Here is a 20,719-nt window from a genome sequence, read left to right on the forward strand (position 1 = left end):
TTTTCAGCCGATATACAACTTGCCCCCCGAATCTGTCCGTTTGCAGCTCCGCACGGCAGACATGAGGCCGGCATTCAAGAATAGAAAGGAATAACCGCATGTCACAACTACAACTTATTGCCACTTGCCCGATGGGGCTTGAAGCCATTGTCGCACGGGAAGTCCGTGATCTCGGCTATAACGAGGTGACGGTCGAAAACGGCCGCGTGCTGTTCAAGGGAGACGCGCTCGCGATTTGCCGGGCCAATCTGTGGCTGCGCACCGCCGACCGCATTCTCGTGCTGATGGGCCAATTTCCCGCGCTCACCTTTGACGAGCTGTTCGAAGGCACCAAAGCGCTGCCTTGGCCGGATTTCATCCCCGGCGACGCAGAGTTTCCGGTCGAAGGCCGCTCGCATAAATCCCAGCTTTCCAGTGTGCCCGCCTGCCAAGGAATCGCGAAAAAAGCGGTCGTGGAAAAAATGAAGCAGCGCTACGGCACCGAATGGTTTGCCGAAACCGGCGCGCGCTACGTAATCGAGGTCGCGCTGCTGAACGACTTGGCGACGCTGACTATCGACACGACCGGCCCAAGCCTCCACAAGCGCGGCTACCGCAAGCTTGTGACCGAGGCGCCGCTCAAGGAGACGATGGCTGCAGCGATGGTGCTGCTGAGCCGCTGGCGGCCTGAGCGGCCGCTCTACGACCCGTTCTGCGGGTCGGGTACGATCCCGATCGAGGCTGCGATGATCGGGTGGAACATTGCGCCGGGCCTCAGGCGCAGCTTTCCCAGCGAGGCGTGGGACATCGTCCCGCCCGAGCTGTGGGAGCAGGCCCGCGACGAGGCCTACGACGCTGTCCGCGACGATGTCCCGCTGGACATCGTCGGCAGCGACATCGACGGCGCAGCCATCGATGTCGCCCTGGCCGCCGCCAAGGCGGCCGGGCTGGCCAAGGAGCTCCGCTTGCGCGTGGAGCCTGTGGCCAAAGCCCGCCCGCGCGGCGACTATGGCTGCGTGATCACCAACCCTCCCTACGGGGAGAGGCTTGGTGATCCGAAAGAAGTCGAGCTGGCGCTGCGCCAGCTCGGCTCGATCACGGGGCAGCTGCCCACGTGGAGCGTGTTCGTGCTGAGCCCGAGCCAGCAGCTCGAGCACTACATGAGCCGCCGCGCCGACAAAAAGCGCAAGCTGTTCAACGGCCGGATCGAGTGCAACCTGTTCCAGTATCTGGGGCCGCTGCCGCCGCGCAACCCCGCCGGCTCGTTGTAACCGCCGCCGGGCTTGGCGCAGCCAGCGCATGCAAAAAGACGCTTCCAAAGCGCAACCGCGCACGCAGTTCCTAGCGCTCAGATTTGCGCTGCATGACGGCGGTCGGCCGACCACCAAGTCTGCGGCGATGGGGCGTCTTTCCAGCGGATATGCCCAGCTTCGCTTTCCCGGCAATCCGCACCCGTGCTGCTGCACCGCAAGCACAATCGGGCCGCTGGCTTGCCGGCAGCGTACGCAGGCTTTTCTCAGCCGAAATGCAGCTCCTGCTGTTCGTTGAAAATAAAGTTCTAGACTGGAGTTGTTGATCTAATGTGGTTTTTCAATTATTAATTTGGCAGCCTTCGCAAAATAAGTTTTAGACTGTTCCAATAAAGTAAGCAGCGGCGGACTAAGACGTGAAAATAAAGTCTTAGACTGCCGCTGCTGTTTCAGCCTGATATTGAACTAACATTCCCCAGTTTGCGTAACGATTAGTTAATCGAACTCTCAGTTAACATTTGATTTCGACGGAAAGTGATTGTTCCTAATGTTAAGTCAACAGAAACTCTACTACTTCAGCCTTCAGCGTTTCGTGAAATTGCACGCGATCAAAGCCGGGAGGGTCTTGCGAGGGGGGAAAGGCTGGTGAAATCATCTCAGCTGGGAAAGGAGTCAGGAAGGAATAATGTCCGGCATTCTCCACCGTCCGATAGCGAATCATTTGCGGTTCAGCAACACCATTCATGATGATCTGCGCGTGAAAAGGAAGTGCGTAAGGGTCTCGCTCGGCATCCAACATGAGAATGGGGAGCCGAACGTTGTTTAATGCTCCCTCATTACGGAACCAAACGGACGCCGGGGCTAGCAAAATCAGGGACCGGATGCGTGAATCATGAGGGATATCGATCTGCTGCGGCTTCCCATCCGGGCTCTCAGTAGGGAAGGAGGTCGGGATACCGCCAGCTGCTGCAAGCGCGGTGTAGCCCCCCATGGAATGCCCGATGACCGAATAGCCTCCCGGCTGTAGAAGACCCTTAAACCTCTCATCTTCAAAAAACCAGTCGGCTGCCATGCGAAGGTGCCGGGGGCGATAGGTGAGGTTTTGGACAGTACCTTCCAAACTATTATCATTGCGGTTATTAAATGGATGTTCGAGAAGGCCAACGATAAAGCCGCTGCGCGCCAAATGCCGAGCGAGCGACCGGTACACAAGCGGTGAACCGCCTGTACCGTGTGAAATGAGGACTAGTCTAAACTTTCCCTCCAGCGGCGCTGCGTCTCTGGCCACCTCCAACGAGTACGGCCCTAACCTATCAGTCTGTTCCGGTGCATCTGTCGGATACATCACGATCATGGGAACGGTCACCTTCAATGCGTTGTCGGTAATTTGTACCTCACAGCAACCTGCATATCCTTCAACAATGTCTTCTATTTTGTTCATCTTGATTTCTTCCTCTCCTTGAGCTACATACTCCTAATATGGCGAGCCTACGGGAATATAGATGTCTAATACCGAATCCTCGTTCATCGGTCCTAGATATCGATGGTCGTAACGCACAAACTCCGGGTAATTCGTACGAACGCTGCCTGAATGGGGTAACCAGGTTTCATAAATGTACTGGAACGTATCGTTGAGTCTCGATAATGTCCCCTTATGAGTAAAAACCGCATAAGTTACAGCTGGGAGCAGCTTAGCGACCATTCCCAAGGGAACTACACTCTCCTCGCTAGCCACCTCGACACAAGCGATATACGTGACTTCCCATTGCCTACCTGTAAGTTCAATGACCGCATAAAATATGTCTTCCGTATCCGGCTTTCGCTCAATTTCAAACAAACGCTGCCTAAAGCTCCGCCATAGCTTTCCGACTTCGTCCGAATTGACACCCGGTATCGACATGCCGACCAGATGCAGCTTATTCAGGCAGACAATAGCTGGCACGAGGGAGACGCTCTCATTCAAATGCTGTAGCCCCACTTCATCCAAAGGAAGCTTCTCCATTGCCCGGAACAGCGTGTCCTTCATGTCCCTTTGCTTTCGAAATTGTCCGGGCGAGATGGAGAACATTTTCCCAAAGGCTCGGGCGAAGGATTCCTGAGACTCGAACCGGTACAGGATGGCAATATCTATGATCCTTTGGTTGGTATAAAATAAATCGTATGCTGCTTGTGTCAATCTCCGCTTGCGTATGTACTCCGAGACGGAGTTTCTCGTAACCGATAGGAAGATCCGGTGAAAATGGTACGGCGAATAGCCCGCAGCCTCCATAACCTTGGTGCTTAATCTCTCATCGGTCAGATGATCCTCAATATAGGTAATGGCCTTGATTACCAAATCCTTGTAATTCACTTTAATGCCTCCATATCGATATACTCACTTTACGACAGATGGAACGCTCTGTTTTGATATTTTTTGCGGAATTTCACTTTACTCAACAGCTAACATTACTTTCCAAGCGCAGATAGTTTCCTGATCAGCCACACTCTTCGGTTCGCCAAAAGAGCGATCTCTGGAAATTGCTCAGTCTCGCTGGTTTTAAACAAATCTGCCCGTCCCTCGGTTAATGATGCATCGTTAGTCTAAGACTTTATTTTCCTGGTCTACATCTTTATTTTCTTAGTCTACAACTTTATTTTTCAGTCTAATACTTTATTTTCTTTCTACACCTGCGCGATTTTTCGCCGTCCGAATGAGCGCAGAGCAGAACTCGCCGGACCGGTGCACGATGGTTCACATTCCAGCCGTTCGTTAACTGGAGTTGCTGCTGTAAAAACTGCAAATGTGCAGGTTTTTTCGGCGAAAACCGCCAGTTTTGGAGAAAAACCTGCAAATGTGCAGGAATTATCCGCTCTGAGAGGGCTCAACCCGCAACGGTGGCGGAAAAAACTGCAGATTTGCAGGAATTACACGTGGGCAGCATATTTAGCAGCAAAAAGATGCACTTTTGCAGGTTTTCTCCGCACATTGCCAATGATGCTCGAACTCTGACAGCCGAGTCTTCCTTTTTAGCTCCGATGCATCGATTTTCATCCTCTTGTCCACGGGGATGCCTCACGTTCCGCCCCGCTCCCGCGAGTCTGCAAAAAAATCCCGCGACGACCTGTCCAGGAAGCTGCATGCGGCAGCTTTTGGCGCAAATCGACGGGGATTTTTTATTTTAGCCACCACCAAATCAGCAAACCCCACACCAGCGCCGACAGCAGCACGCTCCACAAGCAGCCTTTGGCAAAGCTCAGCTTGGATTTGTGCTCCGTTTCCCGATTCGGATTATTCGGCATATTCGACGAGCTCCAACGGCAGGCCATCCGGATCTGCAAAGAACGTGAATTTGTTTCCCGTAATCGGATCGATGCGGACCGGTTCTACTGAAATGCCTTTGCTTTCAAGCTCTTCGACGCTCTGGGCCATGTCGGCTACGGCGAATGCAAGATGTCTGAGTCCGCGCGCTTCCGGGCGGTTGACGCGTTCCGGCGGATCGGGAAAAGAAAACAGTTCGATCTGCCCGTCATCACCGATCTGCAAATCGAGCTTGTAAGACTTTCTCTCCTCACGATAAGATTCGTGAATGATCTTGAGCCCAAGCAGCTCGACATAAAAACGTTTCGATGTTTCATAATTCGAGCAAATGACCGCTACATGATGAATTCGCTGCAAATTCACGTCCTATCCCTCCGTTTTCTCTATTTATCTACACCTATCTCCTATTATCATAACGTCAGCGCATTCACCTGCGCAATAACATCACTGAAAAAAGCCGCTCTCCGGGATTTCCCCTTCCTGCGGCTGCAAGTTAATTCTTAACCGTCATTTCTCATCGTGGCGATAATTTGCTCCAGCACCTCGTTCGCGTTTTCGTAAGGAACTTGGCACGTCCCCGCCACATGATGCCCGCCACCGCCGTTTTTGAGCATGAGCGTGCCTATATTCGTTTGCGAAGTGCGGTTGACGATGCTGTGCCCGCAGGCGATTACGCAGTTTTGTTTGTTGCGCCCGTCGACGACCCAGATTGAAATATTTTGCTCCGGATAGAGCGCATAGACCATGAAGCGGTTGCCTGGATAAATCGTTTCCACGTCTCTGAGATCCGTTACGATGACATTGCCCTCCGTACGCGTGTACTTGCCGAGCATTTCGCGGTATAAAGCATCAAGCTCAAAATAACGGTTAACCCGCTCTTTGACATCAGGCAGTTCCATGATTTCATGGACAGACATCGTTGCGCAGTGCTCCACGAGGTCCTCCATCAACTGGTAGTTGCTGATCCGGTAATCGCGGTAGCGTCCGAGCCCGGTGCGGGCATCCATAATGAACGAAAGAAGATCCCAGCCCTGCGGCTTCAAAATATCCTCTTGGCTGAACTGGGCGGAATCCGCTTTGTCCACGCCTTTCATAATATCGTCGATATTGCCGAAAACGGCTTTGCCCCCGTAGTAGTCGTATACGACTCTGGCCGCGCTCGGCGCGATCCGCGTCTCTCCCTCGAACTCGACCCTCTTCCCCATCCGCTCCAACTCGCTGGAATGATGATCGAACCAAAGGCCGCAACCCGGCACATAAGGAACGTTCGCCAAAATATCGTTAGACGTCACTTCGATCAGGCCGTCCTGCACATCTTTGGGATGTACGAATTTCATTTCGTCTACCATGTTCAATTTTTTGAACAGCATCGCGCAAACAAGCCCGTCAAAATCCGAACGAGTGATCAACCTCATGTTATGTATCCTCCAATTAGTCCTGCAGAACTACTTTATTTTCCATCTATTATAGCGTCACTGTCAACAAGTGACAACGATTTTTGACAAATCCAACAAATCTTTAGAATGCCCCGCAGGCAAAAGAAAAGAACGGTAAGCCTAAACAGGCTGAACCGTCCTCATTTTGAATGTTAGACATTGGAATAGTCTGGAAAGGAACGCTTCCACTTGAGATAACGGCGGAAATTTTACGGAAAGCTTTACTTCGCCCTTCCAGTAAAAGATCAAAATGCTGCTGCTCCGGCCGTGAAACATTTCTATATCCCAGCAAGTTTCTTTCAGCGCGTATTCTTCACGGTTAATCATCAACTTCGGTCCATCCGAGGATGGTACCAGACGGGCAACATGGTTACCACACAGCGAAGTAATTACTTCTTCTTCATTTTGCATCCATTCAGGCTGCATGCTGCTGGATCCTCCCTTTGTTTTATTGTTTCATAAGCAAAACCCCACCTACGTCTGAAAAGGAGGGGGGAACTGTTATCGTCGCCCTGACTTTCGGCTGCTGGCTGGCATCGTGTCCCCTGACGAACAAGGAAGCCCCTGTAGCTTTGCGTCGCTGGCTTTCGCCAGGTTTGCCATTATCGAGCCATATCGAAAGCTGTCAAATCATCGCTTTTTACTACTATCAAGGATAAGGTATGTTTTGGCGAATTCGAATACTCTGTTATACCTATTTTACAATATTATATTAGGTAATTAGAACCATTTTTCAAAGTTGTTCTTTTTTAGACACATTCCCGACCCGGTGAAAGCGCTGAGATCCGCGCGTATAAAACAAATTTCCGCCTATTGTCACGACAGCCATAACGAGGAACAATACGTGCCCTCCGTAATAAACCAGCAGCAATCCGCCCACCCACGGCCCTATAAAATGGCCCAAATTCGTAAACGTCTGCGCGCCGAAATACGTTCCTTTCATATGCTCGGGAGCCAGCTTATCGATTAGCAGGCTGGCGGCGGGATAGTTCAAAATTTCCCCCATCGTAAAAACGACCATGGAGACGACCAGAAGAAAAGTCGTATGCGACAAGGCAAAGCCGACATCTCCGAGCGCGAACATGACGTTGCCAACCGTTACCGCCATAAGCGGGCTGTATTTTTCCGCCCAGCGGGTCAGCGGAATCTGCATCGCGATCACCGCTATCGCGTTCACGCTCATGAGCAGCGCGAACATTTGCACGCCGTCGGCGAAGCTTTTTTGCATATACTGGGACAGCGTCACCATCACCTGCGAATAGCCGATTGCTCCGATAATCCCGCCGATCGTGTAGTATCTGAAAGAAATGTCGCTGCGGATAACGGTCCAGGCCGAGGCGAAAGTCACCGGGGCTTTCTTCTCCCCTTCAATTTGCTTGATGCCGAAAACCGACAGCAGCACGCACAAAGTCACCAGGTAAATAAAATAAACGATGCCCGTAAGAAGAAAAGGCAGCGAACCGTCCAGCGTCGCGAAATACGCCCCCAGCAAAGGACCCACGGCTACGCCGACGTTAATCGCCATGTAGCGCATGGAAAAAACTTTGAACCTTTTGTCCGGTTCCGTGAGGTCGGCCATTAAAGCCTGCGATACGGGCTCATAAAAGGAGCGGCATAAGCCGTTGACCATGTTCAGCAGCATGAACAGCAGCGGCAGCTTGACGAAGGCAAAGCCCGTAAAGACGACGGCCCAGCCCAAAAGCGCCGCAAGCATAATCACTCTGCGCCCGAATCTGTCGGAAAGCGCGCCTCCGATGAACCCCCCCGCCGTCCCCGCCAGTGAACCCATGCCGATGACGACGCCGATCGCCACCTCGCTCATGGAAGTATGCTTGGCCAAATATATCGCCAAAAACGGCAGGCTCATCGAAGACGCCGCCCGGGCCATGACGGTTCCAAGAATCAAAGTATGTACAATAGGATGATAAGATGCAAAGAAACTTCGCAGCCGATTCATGGAAGATGACTCCTGTTCTCACAATTATTAACCACAGGTCAACAAACCCTAAAATCCTATTATACACAAAATTAGCAATCGTGCATCTCTTTTATATGAAAAAAACCTTCCCCATTTTCATAGGAAAAGTGTACTTACGCCGCCGAAAACCGGACGGTCCCGCATATGCAGATGCACCAAAGTAACTCCCGACTAACTAGCGTTGCACTATTTTCATCTTCATAGGTTCCGCCGCCCAGCGTCATGGAGGGGCTTTTGCAGGGATGTTTCGCTGCAAGCGTATCTGCGGCTGCCCAGAAACCCGCACACCGGAGTCCGTCGCATAATCTCGCCCGGGTGCGCGAAGAAAACCTGCAAAAGTACATCTTTTGCCCGGTTGATACGCTGACCGCGAAATATTCCTGCAAATGTGCAGGCTTTTCGCCGTGAACATGGGCTCAGATTCATTTTCGTCGAAAATTCCTGCACAATCGCAGGCTTTTCGCCAAAATGAACCCGTTGCATAGAAAAAACCTGCACTTTCGCAGGTTTTCTCCCTGGCAAGCCGCCTCCCCCCCAATTCAGTAGCGCTCCCCCTTGCAGAAGAGGCGTGGGTTGGGGAAGAGCGGCTGTCGCACCTCGCGCAGCTCCCAGCGCGAGGTGTTGCGCTGCATGTCGGCGGTCCGTCGACCAAATGCTCCCCTCGGTTCCCCCTAACCCATCACTTTATCGACAATCCGACTATTGCAGGTTTCCACGCGTTCACGTTTTCTACGCGCTAATAGGGATGCGCCTCTCCAATGTACGTTTTTCTCATTAGCCTGACTTTTGCACATTTTCTCCGCGTCGGCTGTCGGATGCACTGCCTAATCAGGCTAGTTTTACGGCAGTCTCTCCAGCTTCGCAAGAGGCTTTGTCGTCACCGGACAGTCCCGGCCGATGCCGGCTTCAACTCGAACCGCAACCTGAACCGCAGCTGGAGCCCGACGAACAGCCGGATGAACTGCAGCTGCTGGAGCTGCAGCCGCTTGAGCCGCTGCCGCTATCACTGGAGCAGCTTGTCGAACCGCCGCAGCCGGAGGCCGAGCAGTTGCTTTGCCGGCGGGCGGACTCCTCTTCCGCGGGCAGCACGGCGTTCATGCCGCTGCTGTAATTCGCCGCATCGGCTATGGAGAAAAAAACCATCGCCGCCGCGACATGCAGCATGCTGCCTGAAACCGCCGAAGATCGGGACCAGCCCGTATCTTCGAAGGAACGGCTGTCGGCGGAGCGTTCCGCCTCGGCGACAGCCTGCTTGACCAGGAAGCGGATCGCGTCCGCGATTTCCGGGTCCTGGTCCGCTTTGCCGGTATCGAACCAAAGCGCAGCGATCTCTTCCTCGCTGCGGGAACGCAGCAGGTCCGTCCGTTCCCGGTCCAGCGGATACCGGAAAAAGCCGTTCCAGCATGCCGCACTGCTCGGAGCAAATTCGAACAAATGCGCGTACACCCAGTCGAACCAGGCTCGTTCTCCCGGCATTTCCCTCGGCTCCCGCTCGGGGGAATGATGGATGACCCCGCCGGCGAACTGCTCGCCGAACCGTTGGTACTCTCTTGTAAACATCAGCATTTCGTGCCATATGTCATCAATTTCACTGCTGAACATCGGCGTTCGCTGCAAAATTAAATTCATCAAAAAAAATCGTTTCAACTCAAACCATTTGCAGGCAAATTCATCATCGCTCATTTGCGGATATTCGGATTGTACCCGATATTTGATCCGTTCCGTAAAATCGAACGTAAGCGAGCTCTCCAGCCTTCTTACCGCGTTCTGCAAGGGAACGCCGCTTAATAGTCCTAATTGCTGAGGCAGCTCCGAAGCGTCGAAGCGCTTTTTGGCGGGCCGGCTGCGTTTGTACGACGGCGCTTTTTTTCCGGATTTTCCAAATAAAAATCGAAACACTGGCATCCCTCCCTGTTACCAATATAACACATAATTGTTAGCTGGATAACAACGCCGACAATATCAATTGGAAAACGATTCATAGGTTGCCTATAATATAAGAAACAGCCTGCTGCATAGGCTCTTCCGCAGCAAACTTGAGGGAGGAATCGTATGAAAATAGCCGTTACCGGCGGAACCGGTTTTATCGGAGGCCGCTTGATTCGTCATTGGCAGCAGCAAGGCCACGAAGTGCTCAACATATCCCGTTCTGCGGGTTCTCATGCGGATTCCCCTGCTTCCGGGCAGCAGGTTCAAACAGTTACCTGGGAGCAGCTGCGGAGCCGGCCGGGCGATTTGGGCGGCTTCGACGCCATCGTCAACCTCGCCGGCGCTTCGATCAACCAGCGCTGGACCGCCGCGGCCAAGCACACGATTGTCGAGTCGCGGCTGAAGGCGGCGGCGCAAGTCGCCGACTGGGTCGCAAGCATGAGCGTGAAGCCCAAGGTCGTCGTCAACGCTTCCAGCGTAGCCATCTACGGCACATCCGAAAGCGATACTTACGACGAGCGGAGCCCGCATCGTCTTGTCGATTATCTCTCGAACGTCGTGGAGCAATGGGAAGGGGCGGCGGATCAAATTCAAGGAATGCGGCTCGTGAAAATCCGGGTAGGGCTCGTCCTGGACCGCAAAGAAGGCGCTTTGCCGCCAATGGCGCTCCCCTACAAGTTCGGCGTGGGCGGCAAAATCGGAAGCGGCAGGCAGTGGATATCCTGGATTCATATCGAAGATATGATCAGGCTGATCGACTTCTGCATCCGGCACGAGGAGATCAGCGGCCCTGTCAATGCTACGGCTCCGAATCCGGTGACGAACGAACAATTCGGACGCGTACTGGCGCGGTCGATGCACCGGCCGAACTTTGTTCCTCTGCCCGCTTTCGCTTTAAAGCTGCTATTCGGCGAACTGTCGGAGCTTTTGCTGAAAGGGCAGAAGGTGCTGCCGCGGGCGCTGCTTGAACACGGATTCGTCTTCACTTATCCGACGATCGACGAGGCGCTGGCAGACGTTGCCGGGCGGGGTTGATTCCATCGGCAGCCGGCTTCATGAAAAAAACAGGCAGCCCGGCGATGCCCGGCTGCCTGCTTTACGTTATTATTTTGCCAGCAAGTTGTCCGATACTTTAATAAGCTGCAGCTGTGTCGGCACACCTGTCATCGTCAGGCTGCCCTTATCATCGTAGCTGATGCCAAAGTCGTTATCGTTGACGATGGCGATCGTATTGGCATCAACGACCGTTAAGCCTTCGATTTTTTCGTACGGATAGCCGAGCTTGGCGATGTCGACGACAAGCTCTTTGCCGACCGGCTGAATGCCCTTATCCTTCAATTGCTGTACGCTCAAGCTCTCCAGATTTTTGCTCTCATCCGTACCGAGCAAATTCGTCGCTTTGGAGAAATCCGATTTATAGATGCGCTTCAACTGCACTTCCGCTCCGGAGTTTTTGTCGCGCTCGTCGACAAGCAGAACATTTTCGGACAAAGCGGAAAGATCGCTGATCACCACATCTTTTTGCTTCACGTTCGTGAACATCCCGGCCTGCTCGGCCACATAGACGTACTCTCCGGTTACCTGCTTGGAAGCCAGATCCAGCTTCAAAATGCGCAGGTTGCGGGAAGCCTCGCCGGTCTTTTTGTCCGGGTTCGCCATCGGACTTTGAATCGACGTATAGAGCGATTTGCCGTCAGGCGAAATCGTAACGCCTTCGAAACCGCGATTCGAGATTCTCTTGCCGTATACTTCGGGCAAAATATCATAGATCGCTGTCTGCGCACCGGCAGCAACCAGCTTCTCCTTCATCCCTTTCGGCACGTAGCGGCCCAAAATTGTGCCGTCCCGCTTAACCTGCAAGATGGACGGACGGTACTCTTCCGACAACCAGAACGTGTCGTCTGCCGGATTGTAAGCAATTCCTTCCAGATCCAGACCGTCCGGATCATAGGAAAGCTTGGTTGCTCCTTTCTCGTCATAAGGAACCTCGTCCGGCCCTTCCAGATTCGGAAGCCCTGTAATATAAGAACTGTTCGTCACTTTGTCCTTTTTGCCGTCGGGAAGCTGCAGTTTGATCGTTTCCAAAACTTCGATGCTGCCGCCCGCCACTTTAATCTTGTAAATGCGCGGGTTGTAAGTATCGATCGGGAACGTACGCAGCTTCTCCTTGCCAACTTCCCCATTAGGCCCGCGGTCCGCTATCGTGTAGAAAGTGTCTGCGGGGTCTTTCTGCAAATGAATAAGCCCGGAGAATCCGCCTTCCTGAATGCCTTTGCCGAGAGAAGGCGCATTCTTCCATTCAAACTTGTCGCCCAACTTTGGAATTTCTTTCAACGTCACGCTCTGGTTCCAATCGTTCCAGTCGATTTGCTTGCCGAGCGCTTCACCAATGGTGCGAAGCGGCACATAGGTGCTTCCGTCGATGACAACCGGATCTTTGTCAAGCTTCAGTTCTTTTCCCCCGGACACAATCGGGAATTTCACTGCAATCGCTTCGATTGCAGCTTGTCCTGCAGAAACGACTTGTGCGCCGGATACGACTAATGCCGCTCCCAGCACGACCAGCAATTGTTTTTTTCCATTGATCTTTTTCATTTGATCCCCTCCAAAGTGTAATTCCACTATCTTACAGAAGCATACTTTGCATTTATTTACGCTGTGTTAACGAAATGCAAAGAAATTGTAAATGAAAATTGCCACTTCCCATTCGATTAATAATTGTGTACAATTAAATTGTCAAAAATTCAAAAGAAGGTGATTTTCATGAGCGTTTACGATTATAGCGCCCGGACGATCCGCGGCGAAGAAAAGCCGCTTGCCGACTATCGCGGCCAAGTGCTGCTGATCGTCAACACGGCGACCAAATGCGGGTTTGCCCCGCAGTTTGCCGGACTTCAGGAGCTTTATGACACATATAAAGATCAGGGCTTTGCCGTGCTCGGCTTTCCTTGCAACCAATTTAAAGAGCAAGAGCCCGGCGACGACGCGCAGGTTGAACAGGCGTGCCAGCTTAATTTTGGCGTCAACTTCCCTCTGTTCTCCAAAATCGATGTGAACGGCCCGGACACACACCCGCTCTACCGCCATTTGAAGCAATCGGCATCCGGATTGTTCGGTTCCGGCATCAAGTGGAACTTCACGAAATTTCTCGTCGACCGGCAGGGACAGGTGGTCAGACGGTTCTCTCCCACGACGGCGCCGCGGAAAATCGACGATCAAATCCGCAAGCTTTTGGAACAGTCCGCCGTACACGCCTGAAGCAAGCCCGCAAACGAAAGCAAAAAAGCATCCTCTCACACTGTGAAGGGATGCTTTTTCTATTAAACCGGGCGTTATTTTACATACTTCTTCGCCTTTTCGATAGCTTCGTCTTCCGTCGCCCCGGTTATGTAACGCCCGTTAATAAAAATAAAAGCAAAACGAGAGCAGGGACCGCAATAAGATTTACAGCCCACCTTGACGTCGTCGTCCGGCGCGATGCGGTTCAGCTTCGACACGGCGGTCTTTACTTTCATATGTTTGCATTTGTCACAAATGCGTATGTCATTAGGCATTAGTGATCTCCGTGGTTCCCTTTGCTCGGGTTCGTAATCATGAACCCTTCTTCAGGCGTATAAAAATAATCGATGCGGATGCCGTCAAGAAGCGGCTCGTTTTTGTCAAGCAGGACATCAATCCCTTTATCGGTTGTAACTACGACATCGTTCTCCGATTTATCGTCCAGTCCGAGTCCATAGTGCGCATGATCGCCATGCTTGTGAGTCACTTGAACGCGTACGGTCAATCCTTTGTTTTCTTCTTTGTCCAGTTCCATCTGAAGTACTTTGGCAGCGTTGCGTGAAATTTTGACTTTCATCTTGTACACATCTCCTGAAACAAATTTTAATCTTATTGTAAATAATCAGAGGGACGAAATCAACTTTGGTTTCGTATTGCCAATTTCGCCCCAGCTCTATAAAATGGTTAGTAGTAAATCGATTCTCCACTAAATTCAACTTGGAAACTTACTTACCTTAACGTTAGTATTGAACCGGAAAGGATGCGTTCCCATGTCTACGCTAGAGAATGAGAAAGTCGCTCCGCTCAGCAACTACATCCCCAAAGAGCCGAAGGTGATTGACTGCTCAATAGAAAGAACGCTGGAAGTGATCGGAGGAAAATGGGCCTTCCTCGTACTTCGCGAGTTGTTCTGCGGGACACGCCGCTTCGGAGAACTGCAGCGCCAAATCGCCGGCATCAGCCCCAAATCGCTCACCGATACGCTGCGGCATCTGGAGGATCACGGCGTTTTGGAGCGGACCGCTTATCCGACAGTTCCCGTAACCGTCGAATACACGTTGACACCTAAAGGCCAGGATTTGCATCAAATATTGAAAGAAATGAAGTTATGGTCGGCAAAATGGACATAATGGTCCATTAAGGACAAAGCTTCGTTTAAGAGAGCCAATTTCTGCATGGCTGCTTACTACAACTGAGGAGTGTTTACTGGATGATCATAATCAAGTCAAAAGAACAGATTGAAAAAATGGGCAAGGCCGGGCGCATTCTCGCGGACTGCCATAAAGAAATTGCCAAAATGATCCGCCCGGGCATCACCTCATGGGAGATCGACCAATTCGTCGAAGGCTTCCTTGCCAGACACGGCGCGACTCCCGAGCAAAAAGGATACCGCGGCTACCCCTACGCCACCTGCGCTTCCGTAAACGATGTCATTTGCCACGGCTTTCCGGGCAAAGAGCCGTTGAAGAACGGCGACATCGTCACGATCGATATGGTCGTTAATTTGGACGGCTGGCTGGCGGACTCGGCCTGGTCGTACGCGGTCGGCAGCATCTCCCCCGAAGCGGAAAAGCTGCTGGAAGTGACCAAGGAATCGCTGTACAAAGGCATTGAAAAAGCGGTCCCGGGCAACCGGATCGGCGACGTATCGCATGCGATTCAGGTGTACGCCGAATCCCAAGGTTTTTCCGTCGTCAGGGACTTCATCGGACACGGCATCGGTTCCGAGATGCATGAAGAGCCGCAAGTGCCGCACTACGGCCCGGCCGGCAAAGGCCCGCGCATTAAAGAAGGCATGGTGTTCACGATCGAGCCGATGCTCAATGTAGGCAAATACTTTACCAAAATAGATCTGGACGGATGGACAGCCCGTACCGTCGACGGCAGCCTCTCGGCCCAATACGAGCATACGATAGCGATCACAAGCAGCGGACCGATCATTTTGACCGACCAATCATAGCAGCTTTGGTTACGGAGGAACCCAGGTGATTTCTTTTTACAGGAAATATTGGAGGACGGCTTTTGATATAGCGCTCATCGTGCTTACCGTCTATTTGTTCATGCTTCTTTTCAGCTATTTGTACCGCATCGCGACGCCTATTTTTCTGGCTCTGATTATCTATGCGATAATCGAGCCTCTGGCTCGCTTTCTGCACCGCAAAGGGATGCCGAAGTCCATCGCTTCCGCGATTTCCACCCTGGTGTTCGTGCTTATTATTTTAGGCGCACTTGCAGGTGCGGCCCTGATTTTCACGAACCAGATCATGAGTCTGGCGGAAAAAATCGATACATACAAAGCCGTGTTCCAATCGCAGATCGTGGAAAAAGTCAGCCAGCTGCAAGGCTCGATACGGAACCTGCCCGACGACGTCGTAGCGAAAGCGCAAAGCTACGCCGCTCAATTCGCGGAAAAAGCGTCCAAGCTGCTGGTCAGCTTTTTATCGGGGCTCGTCAACTCGCTGACGTCGTTTTCCACGTTCATGTTTAATTTTATCGTCGGCATCATTCTGGCGTACTTCTTGAGCATCGAGATCGAATCGTGGAACAAGTTTGCGAGCGACAAAACCCCTCGGACGTTTAAAACGGCCTACTACTTTCTTAAAGAAAACGTGATCAAAGGCATCGTTTCCTACATCAAGGCGCAGCTGAAGCTGATTTCGCTGACATTTGTCGTCATTTTTGCCGCGCTGCTCGTTTTGAACGTCAACAACGCGTTCTCCGTTGCGCTGCTGTCGGCGATTTTCGATGTGCTGCCGCTGCTCGGCGTTTCGACCTTGTTCATTCCTTGGATCATTTACCTGTTTATCGTCGGCAATACGACTTTGGCCATTTGGCTGACCATCGTACTTGTGGTTGTAATCCTCGTCAGGCAGTTTATGGAGCCCAAAATTACGGGCGAATCGCTCGGCGTATCGGCTTTTACGACACTCGCTTTCATGATCGTCTCGCTGTCCCTGTTCGGCGTCGCCGGCGTCATCATGTCCCCGGTGCTGATCATTTTGATCAAGGCGCTGTACGACCAGGGATATTTGCAACAATGGATCAGCAAGCCGCAGGACGAATATTCGGACAACCGCAGCCCCTATGGCGGATCTTAAACGCGAAAATGATAGCCGCCCTTTTCCCCATGCAAGGGGTTAAAAGGGCGGCTATTGCCATGCCGCGGCGGAGACCGCCTGCACAAACTGCTTTGTCGGAAACGTATGCGTTAGAGCTGGATGAACAATCTGCCGAGGCTTCTGCGCTGCGCTGAGAAAGCCTGCAAACATGCAGCTTCGGGGCTCGCTGACTGTTTAGCCCCCTGCCACGAACCCTTCCTGCAATTGGAGATTGTGCAGGCTGCCCGAGAAAGTAGCGATACTCTGTGAGGGTTGGGGGAACCAGTGGCTAATGCGCGCCCCTCCCGGTATAGGTCGTGGAACTGCACAACTGGGCAGAGAGGCAGCTTGGTAGAGAGAAAACCTGCAAAAGTGCAGGTTTTCCCTGTGAAATCGGCTGATTTTGGCGAAAAACCTGCAAAAGTGCAGGAATTTTCGCTGAAAGCGAGTCGGAGTCCATCTGCTCGGTGAAAAGCCTGTACTTTTGCAGGAATTGTTCGTGCCCAGCGATCAAGGGCGCAAATTCATGTATTTTTGCAGGTTTTCTTCGTGCGGCCAGGCTATCCCCCCTAACGTGGAGGCTTTTCAACAGCCTGAATTGTGCAGGCTTTTCACCGCTACAAAATTGCTCAAGTTCATTATGGCTGCACTTTCACAGACTTTCTCCACAGACCGCCCTGCCAAGCCCCCTAATACCCCGCCGGGCGGCGAAGTAAAAGAAGTGGAGCGTCGGGCGGCGCAGCTAAAGAAGTGGCCCGCCGTACGGTGCAGCTAAAGAAGTGGTACGCTGCAGGCGTGGCCCGTCGTGCGCACAGCAAAAGGAGCAGCCCACCTCACCGCGCAGCAAAAGGAACGGCCCACCGGGCGCAACTCCCCAGCGTGCGGTGGGGCGCCGCTTGACGGCGGCAACTACGCTTTTCGGCTCACACTCTGTGCATATGACGGTAATCCGATGGGGCGAGTCCGGTTTTCTTTTTGAACACGCGGCTGAAATAAAAGCCGTTCTCGTAGCCGCAAGCTCCGGCGATTTCTTCCAGCGTCAGCGTCGTCTCCGCCAGGAGCCGGCGCGCTTTCGCCAAGCGGACGTCCTGCACATACTCCGACGGATTCAGGCCGAACGCCTTGCGGAACCGCCGCGTCAGCTGCACGGGCGTAAGCCCCAGTCGCTCAGCCACCTCCGACATGCTGAACGCTTCGTCGGCCCGCTCGGTCAACATGTTCCGGGCAAGCTCCATTTTCCGGTCCGCAACCGGCTCCGGGACTTCGATCCTCCCCTTTTCCATCCGTACCAGCCTGAGCAGATCATTCAACATATGCTCCTTATGCGCTGCGCTCTCCTCGTCCCAATCGGGAAGCTTCCTTAAGTATTCGTAATCCGACAGCAGCCGCTCCGCATCCCGGACGGCCAGCTTGCCGCACCACTCGGATTCTTCCTCCGGCTGAAACGGCGGAATCCAGGCGAATTGCAAAAAATGAAACGACAGCGGCTCCGCTGTCCTGCGGTGAAACCACTCGTGAGGCGGACAGACGACGAGCTCTTTGAACCCTGCTTCTCCGCTCTCCTCACCAATTTGATATTGGAACCGCCCTGCCTCGACCGCAAACATCGTCCAGCAGGAGTACCGGTCTTTGTCCAACATAAACTGCCGTTTCCGATGCCAGTATACATGAGATATCAACCGCGCGGACGGGACCCGAACCATCCTTCTCCCCCTCAATGATATCGATGAAATAAAGTATATGCGATATGCAACGGATTGCATGTTCAATGAACATATCGTATTTTACAATGAAATACAAGATATATATTTCCTTTTGAGCAGGGAGCGATCAGGATGAAAAACGAAACTTTCGCAAGCGACATTACCGTCGTAGGCGGCGGATTGGCGGGCGTCTGCGCGGCCGTCGCCGCAGCCCGGTTAGGCCGAACCGTGGCGCTCGTGCAAAACCGGCCGGTGCTTGGCGGCAACTCCAGCAGCGAAGTGCGCGTATGGGTGTGCGGCGCAACGGCGCACGGCGTTCACAGGTATGCCCGTGAGACCGGTATTATGGGTGAGCTGTTCGTCGAGAACCAGTACCGCAATATGGACGGGAATCCGTATATTTGGGATTTGGTCGTGCTGGAGAAGGTGAAGGCTGAGCCCAACATCACCCTTTTCCTGAACACCGATGTGCATGAAGTCGAAGCGGACGGCTCGGAAGACGACCGGACGATCCGCTCGGTAACGGGCTGGATGATGGGCTCGGAGCGGCGGATCCGCTTTGAGAGCCCGATCTATCTCGACTGTACGGGAGACGGCCTCGTCGGCTTTCTGGCCGGGGCCCGGCACCGCATCGGGCGAGAGGCGAGAGAAGAATACGGCGAAGACTGGGCGCCTTTGATCCCGGACGATATTACGCTGGGCAGCACGCTGCTTTTTTATACCAAAAATGCGGGAAAACCCGTCAAATACACGCCTCCCGCCTTTGCCAAAGACATTACGCAAACGTCGATCCCGATCCGACGCATGATCCGCAGCGGCGATAACGGCTGCGCTTACTGGTGGATCGAGTGGGGCGGCGAGCTCGACACGGTGCACGATAACGAACGGATTCGCGATGAGCTGAGCGCCGTCATTTACGGCATCTGGGATTACATTAAAAACTCCGGCAAATTCGACAGCAGCCATCTGACGCTTGAATGGATCGGCTCGCTACCCGGGAAGCGGGAGTATCGTCGTTTCGTCGGGGACTACGTATTGAACCAGAACGATCTGCTTGAGCAAAAGGAGTTCGCCGACCGCGTCGCCTTCGGCGGATGGTCCATCGATCTGCATCCGCCGCAAGGCATGTATGCCGCGGAGAACGGCTCAAAGCACTGGCATATGGACGGCAACTACCATATCCCGTTCGGCTCGCTGTACTCCGTCAACGTGCGCAATATGCTTATGGCCGGCCGCAACATCAGCGCCTCGCACGTCGCCTTCGGCACGACGCGGGTCATGGCGACGTGCGCGGTTATCGGCGAAGCCGCGGGCACGGGAGCCGCGCTCTGCGTGCAGAAAGGCGTCACGCCGCGCGAGCTGCGGGAGCGCCATCTGGAGGCGCTGCAGCAGACGCTGCTGCGTCAGGACGCCGCCGTGCTCGGCCTGAAGAACGGCGACGAGGCGGATTTGGCGCGCCTCGCCATGACATCGGCTTCCAGCGTGTTAACCAAGCTGGAAGTTGCCGACTCCGCGGCAACGGTTCATTTGACCGCCGATCTCGGCCTGCTGCTGCCCGTCGATCCGCACCTGTCCGGGCTGGAGCTGCTGCTCGACGCCGGCCGGGACAGCGAGCTGACTGTGGAGCTTTGGAGCACCGGCAAAGCGCAAAACTATGTCCCGCACACGCTTATCGCCACGTCGCGCACCGGCGTAACGAAAGGCTCGCGGCAGTGGGTGCGGACCGATCTCTCCTGGCATCCGGGAACCGCCCGGAACGCCTTCATCGTCATACGCAGCAATCCGGATTTGTCCGTACACGTATCGGATCGCCCGCATACCGGCGTGCTTTCTTTCCTCCATGGCAGCGATCCGAGTCTTACAGGAGATACCGTACACACCCAGCCCGTAGCGGAGTGGAGCATGCAGGTATTTGTGCGCAAGCCGATTTGTTTCCGTCTGGCTTCGGCGACTTCCGCTTTTTCACCGGACAAAGCCGTGGACGGCTGCACCCGGCCTTACGCCGGCCCGCATATGTGGTCCTCGGACACCGTACAGCCCGAATCGCCCGAATGGCTGGAGCTCAGCTGGCCGGATGAAGTTGAAATCAGCAACGTCCATCTGACCTTCAACGACGATGTGAATGAAGATTTGATCAATCTTCATCATCACCTGACGCCGTTTGAAGCCATTCCGGAGCTGGTCAAAGATTATACGCTGCAGGCGTTTGCGCATGGCGATTGGCTCACTTTGGCCGAAGTGCGCGGCAACTACACCCGCAAACACGTCCACAAGCTGGCCCAAGCCGTCCGTACGGACCGCATCCGTGTTACCGTCGAGGCAGCGAACGGAGCTTCACGAGCGGAAATTGTAGAAGTGCGCTGTTACAATTAAGCGGGCGGACGCCGCCAATTGCCCGGCTGGGCGCAAAAGCTCCGCTTTTATGGCGGTTCCTGGTCCAACGGCCGACATTCGCCGGGCAGCTTTTCTCAAGAGTTGGGTCTTTTTCCCTCTTGATATACCTGACATGGTGTGTTATATTAAAAGTGCGTTAAATCAAGGTTTTCACTTCAAAAAGTTGATATAGGAGTGATTATGATGAACAATAACTCACTGCACATCCCTCAGGGCGAAGAAGTTATTCGTGTGGAAATGACCGTCAAGGAAGCGCTCGCATTGTCCGGTGCCAAATTCCCGCAAAATCACAAGCTTGAAACAGATGCCATTAAAAAGCTGAAACAATCTCTCGAAGATAAACTGCTCCATTCGAACCACTAATTGCATACAGCC

General features: G+C 53.3%; 20 protein-coding genes and 1 riboswitch. Of the genes, 8 read left to right on the top strand and 12 right to left on the bottom strand.

Translation table 11 applies throughout. The features are described 5' to 3' along the window. The first annotated feature begins 98 nt into the window (after window positions 1–98). Window positions 99–1,250 carry a THUMP domain-containing class I SAM-dependent RNA methyltransferase gene (locus AC0LWT_RS01700; protein WP_474679472.1) on the top strand — a complete coding sequence of 384 codons (1,152 nt, stop codon included), beginning with the start codon at window positions 99–101 and terminating at the stop codon, window positions 1,248–1,250. 529 nt (window positions 1,251–1,779) lie between these two features. Here AC0LWT_RS01700 and AC0LWT_RS01705 read toward each other — a convergent pair. From AC0LWT_RS01705 to AC0LWT_RS01740, 8 genes are all read right to left on the bottom strand, one after another. Then, complete coding sequence (locus AC0LWT_RS01705) at window positions 1,780–2,670, bottom strand: alpha/beta hydrolase family protein (protein ID WP_474679473.1); 891 nt, start codon at window positions 2,668–2,670, stop codon at window positions 1,780–1,782. Window positions 2,671–2,703: 33 nt separating this feature from the next. Further along, on the bottom strand, window positions 2,704–3,579 hold the full coding sequence (locus AC0LWT_RS01710) for a GyrI-like domain-containing protein (RefSeq protein WP_474679474.1): 876 nt from the start codon (window positions 3,577–3,579) through the stop codon (window positions 2,704–2,706). 803 nt (window positions 3,580–4,382) lie between these two features. Beyond that, the gene (locus tag AC0LWT_RS01715; protein WP_474679475.1) at window positions 4,383–4,508 is read right to left on the bottom strand and encodes a hypothetical protein; all 126 of its coding nucleotides are present in this window, start codon (window positions 4,506–4,508) and stop codon (window positions 4,383–4,385) included. Further along, entirely contained in the window at window positions 4,498–4,890 is a 393-nt protein-coding gene (gene gloA2, locus AC0LWT_RS01720; protein ID WP_474679476.1) for an SMU1112c/YaeR family gloxylase I-like metalloprotein, read from the bottom strand. The genes AC0LWT_RS01715 and gloA2 overlap by 11 nt, the downstream gene beginning before the upstream one ends. A gap of 137 nt (window positions 4,891–5,027) precedes the next feature. Continuing rightward, window positions 5,028–5,942: a DHH family phosphoesterase gene (locus tag AC0LWT_RS01725; RefSeq protein ID WP_474679477.1), complete on the bottom strand. Its 915-nt coding sequence runs from the start codon at window positions 5,940–5,942 to the stop codon at window positions 5,028–5,030. A 141-nt stretch (window positions 5,943–6,083) separates the two neighbouring features. After that, window positions 6,084–6,389, bottom strand: a complete 306-nt coding sequence (locus tag AC0LWT_RS01730; protein WP_474679478.1) for a hypothetical protein — start codon at window positions 6,387–6,389, stop codon at window positions 6,084–6,086. A 92-nt stretch (window positions 6,390–6,481) separates the two neighbouring features. Further along, a riboswitch (cyclic di-GMP riboswitch) is annotated at window positions 6,482–6,574 on the bottom strand. A 122-nt stretch (window positions 6,575–6,696) separates the two neighbouring features. Next, window positions 6,697–7,920: an MDR family MFS transporter gene (locus tag AC0LWT_RS01735; protein ID WP_474679479.1), complete on the bottom strand. Its 1,224-nt coding sequence runs from the start codon at window positions 7,918–7,920 to the stop codon at window positions 6,697–6,699. 927 nt (window positions 7,921–8,847) lie between these two features. Further along, the gene (locus tag AC0LWT_RS01740) at window positions 8,848–9,840 is read right to left on the bottom strand and encodes a glycine-rich domain-containing protein (protein WP_474679480.1); all 993 of its coding nucleotides are present in this window, start codon (window positions 9,838–9,840) and stop codon (window positions 8,848–8,850) included. A gap of 153 nt (window positions 9,841–9,993) precedes the next feature. On the opposite strand from AC0LWT_RS01740, the gene AC0LWT_RS01745 reads away from it, so the two are divergent. Continuing rightward, the gene (locus AC0LWT_RS01745) at window positions 9,994–10,905 is read left to right on the top strand and encodes a TIGR01777 family oxidoreductase (RefSeq protein WP_474679481.1); all 912 of its coding nucleotides are present in this window, start codon (window positions 9,994–9,996) and stop codon (window positions 10,903–10,905) included. A 69-nt stretch (window positions 10,906–10,974) separates the two neighbouring features. On the opposite strand, the gene AC0LWT_RS01750 is transcribed toward AC0LWT_RS01745, so the two are convergent. Next, window positions 10,975–12,465: an esterase-like activity of phytase family protein gene (locus AC0LWT_RS01750; RefSeq protein ID WP_474679482.1), complete on the bottom strand. Its 1,491-nt coding sequence runs from the start codon at window positions 12,463–12,465 to the stop codon at window positions 10,975–10,977. A gap of 168 nt (window positions 12,466–12,633) precedes the next feature. Here AC0LWT_RS01750 and AC0LWT_RS01755 point away from each other — a divergent pair, with 168 nt between their 5' ends. Then, window positions 12,634–13,128, top strand: coding sequence for a glutathione peroxidase (locus AC0LWT_RS01755; protein ID WP_474679483.1), 495 nt, complete (start codon window positions 12,634–12,636; stop codon window positions 13,126–13,128). A 74-nt stretch (window positions 13,129–13,202) separates the two neighbouring features. On the opposite strand, the gene AC0LWT_RS01760 is transcribed toward AC0LWT_RS01755, so the two are convergent. Both AC0LWT_RS01760 and AC0LWT_RS01765 read right to left on the bottom strand, forming a co-directional pair. Beyond that, entirely contained in the window at window positions 13,203–13,424 is a 222-nt protein-coding gene (locus AC0LWT_RS01760; protein ID WP_474679484.1) for a YuzB family protein, read from the bottom strand. Then, window positions 13,424–13,726: an iron-sulfur cluster assembly accessory protein gene (locus AC0LWT_RS01765; RefSeq protein WP_474679485.1), complete on the bottom strand. Its 303-nt coding sequence runs from the start codon at window positions 13,724–13,726 to the stop codon at window positions 13,424–13,426. Before AC0LWT_RS01765 ends, AC0LWT_RS01760 begins: the two co-directional genes overlap by 1 nt. 193 nt (window positions 13,727–13,919) lie before the next feature. Here AC0LWT_RS01765 and AC0LWT_RS01770 point away from each other — a divergent pair, with 193 nt between their 5' ends. The 3 genes from AC0LWT_RS01770 to ytvI all read left to right on the top strand — a co-directional run bounded on the left by AC0LWT_RS01770 (window position 13,920) and on the right by ytvI (window position 16,247). Then, complete coding sequence (locus tag AC0LWT_RS01770) at window positions 13,920–14,279, top strand: winged helix-turn-helix transcriptional regulator (RefSeq protein ID WP_474679486.1); 360 nt, start codon at window positions 13,920–13,922, stop codon at window positions 14,277–14,279. Between the two features lie 80 nt (window positions 14,280–14,359). Then, the gene (map, locus tag AC0LWT_RS01775) at window positions 14,360–15,109 is read left to right on the top strand and encodes a type I methionyl aminopeptidase (protein ID WP_474679487.1); all 750 of its coding nucleotides are present in this window, start codon (window positions 14,360–14,362) and stop codon (window positions 15,107–15,109) included. Between the two features lie 25 nt (window positions 15,110–15,134). Then, window positions 15,135–16,247 carry a sporulation integral membrane protein YtvI gene (gene ytvI / locus AC0LWT_RS01780; protein WP_474679488.1) on the top strand — a complete coding sequence of 371 codons (1,113 nt, stop codon included), beginning with the start codon at window positions 15,135–15,137 and terminating at the stop codon, window positions 16,245–16,247. 923 nt (window positions 16,248–17,170) lie between these two features. Here ytvI and AC0LWT_RS01785 read toward each other — a convergent pair. Continuing rightward, on the bottom strand, window positions 17,171–17,950 hold the full coding sequence (locus AC0LWT_RS01785; RefSeq protein ID WP_474679489.1) for a helix-turn-helix domain-containing protein: 780 nt from the start codon (window positions 17,948–17,950) through the stop codon (window positions 17,171–17,173). Between the two features lie 132 nt (window positions 17,951–18,082). On the opposite strand from AC0LWT_RS01785, the gene AC0LWT_RS01790 reads away from it, so the two are divergent. Further along, window positions 18,083–20,323: an FAD-dependent oxidoreductase gene (locus AC0LWT_RS01790; RefSeq protein WP_474679490.1), complete on the top strand. Its 2,241-nt coding sequence runs from the start codon at window positions 18,083–18,085 to the stop codon at window positions 20,321–20,323. Between the two features lie 201 nt (window positions 20,324–20,524). Continuing rightward, a complete protein-coding gene (locus AC0LWT_RS01795) occupies window positions 20,525–20,707 on the top strand; it encodes a hypothetical protein (RefSeq protein WP_474679491.1) in 183 nt (60 codons plus the stop codon). The last annotated feature ends 12 nt before the right edge of the window (window positions 20,708–20,719 follow it).

It is taken from the genome of Paenibacillus sp. sgz302164, from assembly GCF_056120505.1.

What these genes read in the sequence shown, in the direction of transcription:
- AC0LWT_RS01795 (WP_474679491.1), top strand. Translation starts at nt 20,525, where the DNA reads ATGATGAACAATAACTCACTGCACATCCCTCAGGGCGAAGAAGTTATT.
- AC0LWT_RS01750 (WP_474679482.1), bottom strand. Translation starts at nt 12,465, where the DNA reads ATGAAAAAGATCAATGGAAAAAAACAATTGCTGGTCGTGCTGGGAGCG.
- AC0LWT_RS01735 (WP_474679479.1), bottom strand. Translation starts at nt 7,920, where the DNA reads ATGAATCGGCTGCGAAGTTTCTTTGCATCTTATCATCCTATTGTACAT.
- AC0LWT_RS01745 (WP_474679481.1), top strand. Translation starts at nt 9,994, where the DNA reads ATGAAAATAGCCGTTACCGGCGGAACCGGTTTTATCGGAGGCCGCTTG.
- AC0LWT_RS01765 (WP_474679485.1), bottom strand. Translation starts at nt 13,726, where the DNA reads ATGAAAGTCAAAATTTCACGCAACGCTGCCAAAGTACTTCAGATGGAA.
- AC0LWT_RS01705 (WP_474679473.1), bottom strand. Translation starts at nt 2,670, where the DNA reads ATGAACAAAATAGAAGACATTGTTGAAGGATATGCAGGTTGCTGTGAG.
- map (WP_474679487.1), top strand. Translation starts at nt 14,360, where the DNA reads ATGATCATAATCAAGTCAAAAGAACAGATTGAAAAAATGGGCAAGGCC.
- AC0LWT_RS01760 (WP_474679484.1), bottom strand. Translation starts at nt 13,424, where the DNA reads ATGCCTAATGACATACGCATTTGTGACAAATGCAAACATATGAAAGTA.
- AC0LWT_RS01730 (WP_474679478.1), bottom strand. Translation starts at nt 6,389, where the DNA reads ATGCAGCCTGAATGGATGCAAAATGAAGAAGAAGTAATTACTTCGCTG.
- AC0LWT_RS01770 (WP_474679486.1), top strand. Translation starts at nt 13,920, where the DNA reads ATGTCTACGCTAGAGAATGAGAAAGTCGCTCCGCTCAGCAACTACATC.
- AC0LWT_RS01790 (WP_474679490.1), top strand. Translation starts at nt 18,083, where the DNA reads ATGAAAAACGAAACTTTCGCAAGCGACATTACCGTCGTAGGCGGCGGA.
- AC0LWT_RS01700 (WP_474679472.1), top strand. Translation starts at nt 99, where the DNA reads ATGTCACAACTACAACTTATTGCCACTTGCCCGATGGGGCTTGAAGCC.
- AC0LWT_RS01715 (WP_474679475.1), bottom strand. Translation starts at nt 4,508, where the DNA reads ATGCCGAATAATCCGAATCGGGAAACGGAGCACAAATCCAAGCTGAGC.
- AC0LWT_RS01725 (WP_474679477.1), bottom strand. Translation starts at nt 5,942, where the DNA reads ATGAGGTTGATCACTCGTTCGGATTTTGACGGGCTTGTTTGCGCGATG.
- AC0LWT_RS01755 (WP_474679483.1), top strand. Translation starts at nt 12,634, where the DNA reads ATGAGCGTTTACGATTATAGCGCCCGGACGATCCGCGGCGAAGAAAAG.
- AC0LWT_RS01785 (WP_474679489.1), bottom strand. Translation starts at nt 17,950, where the DNA reads ATGGTTCGGGTCCCGTCCGCGCGGTTGATATCTCATGTATACTGGCAT.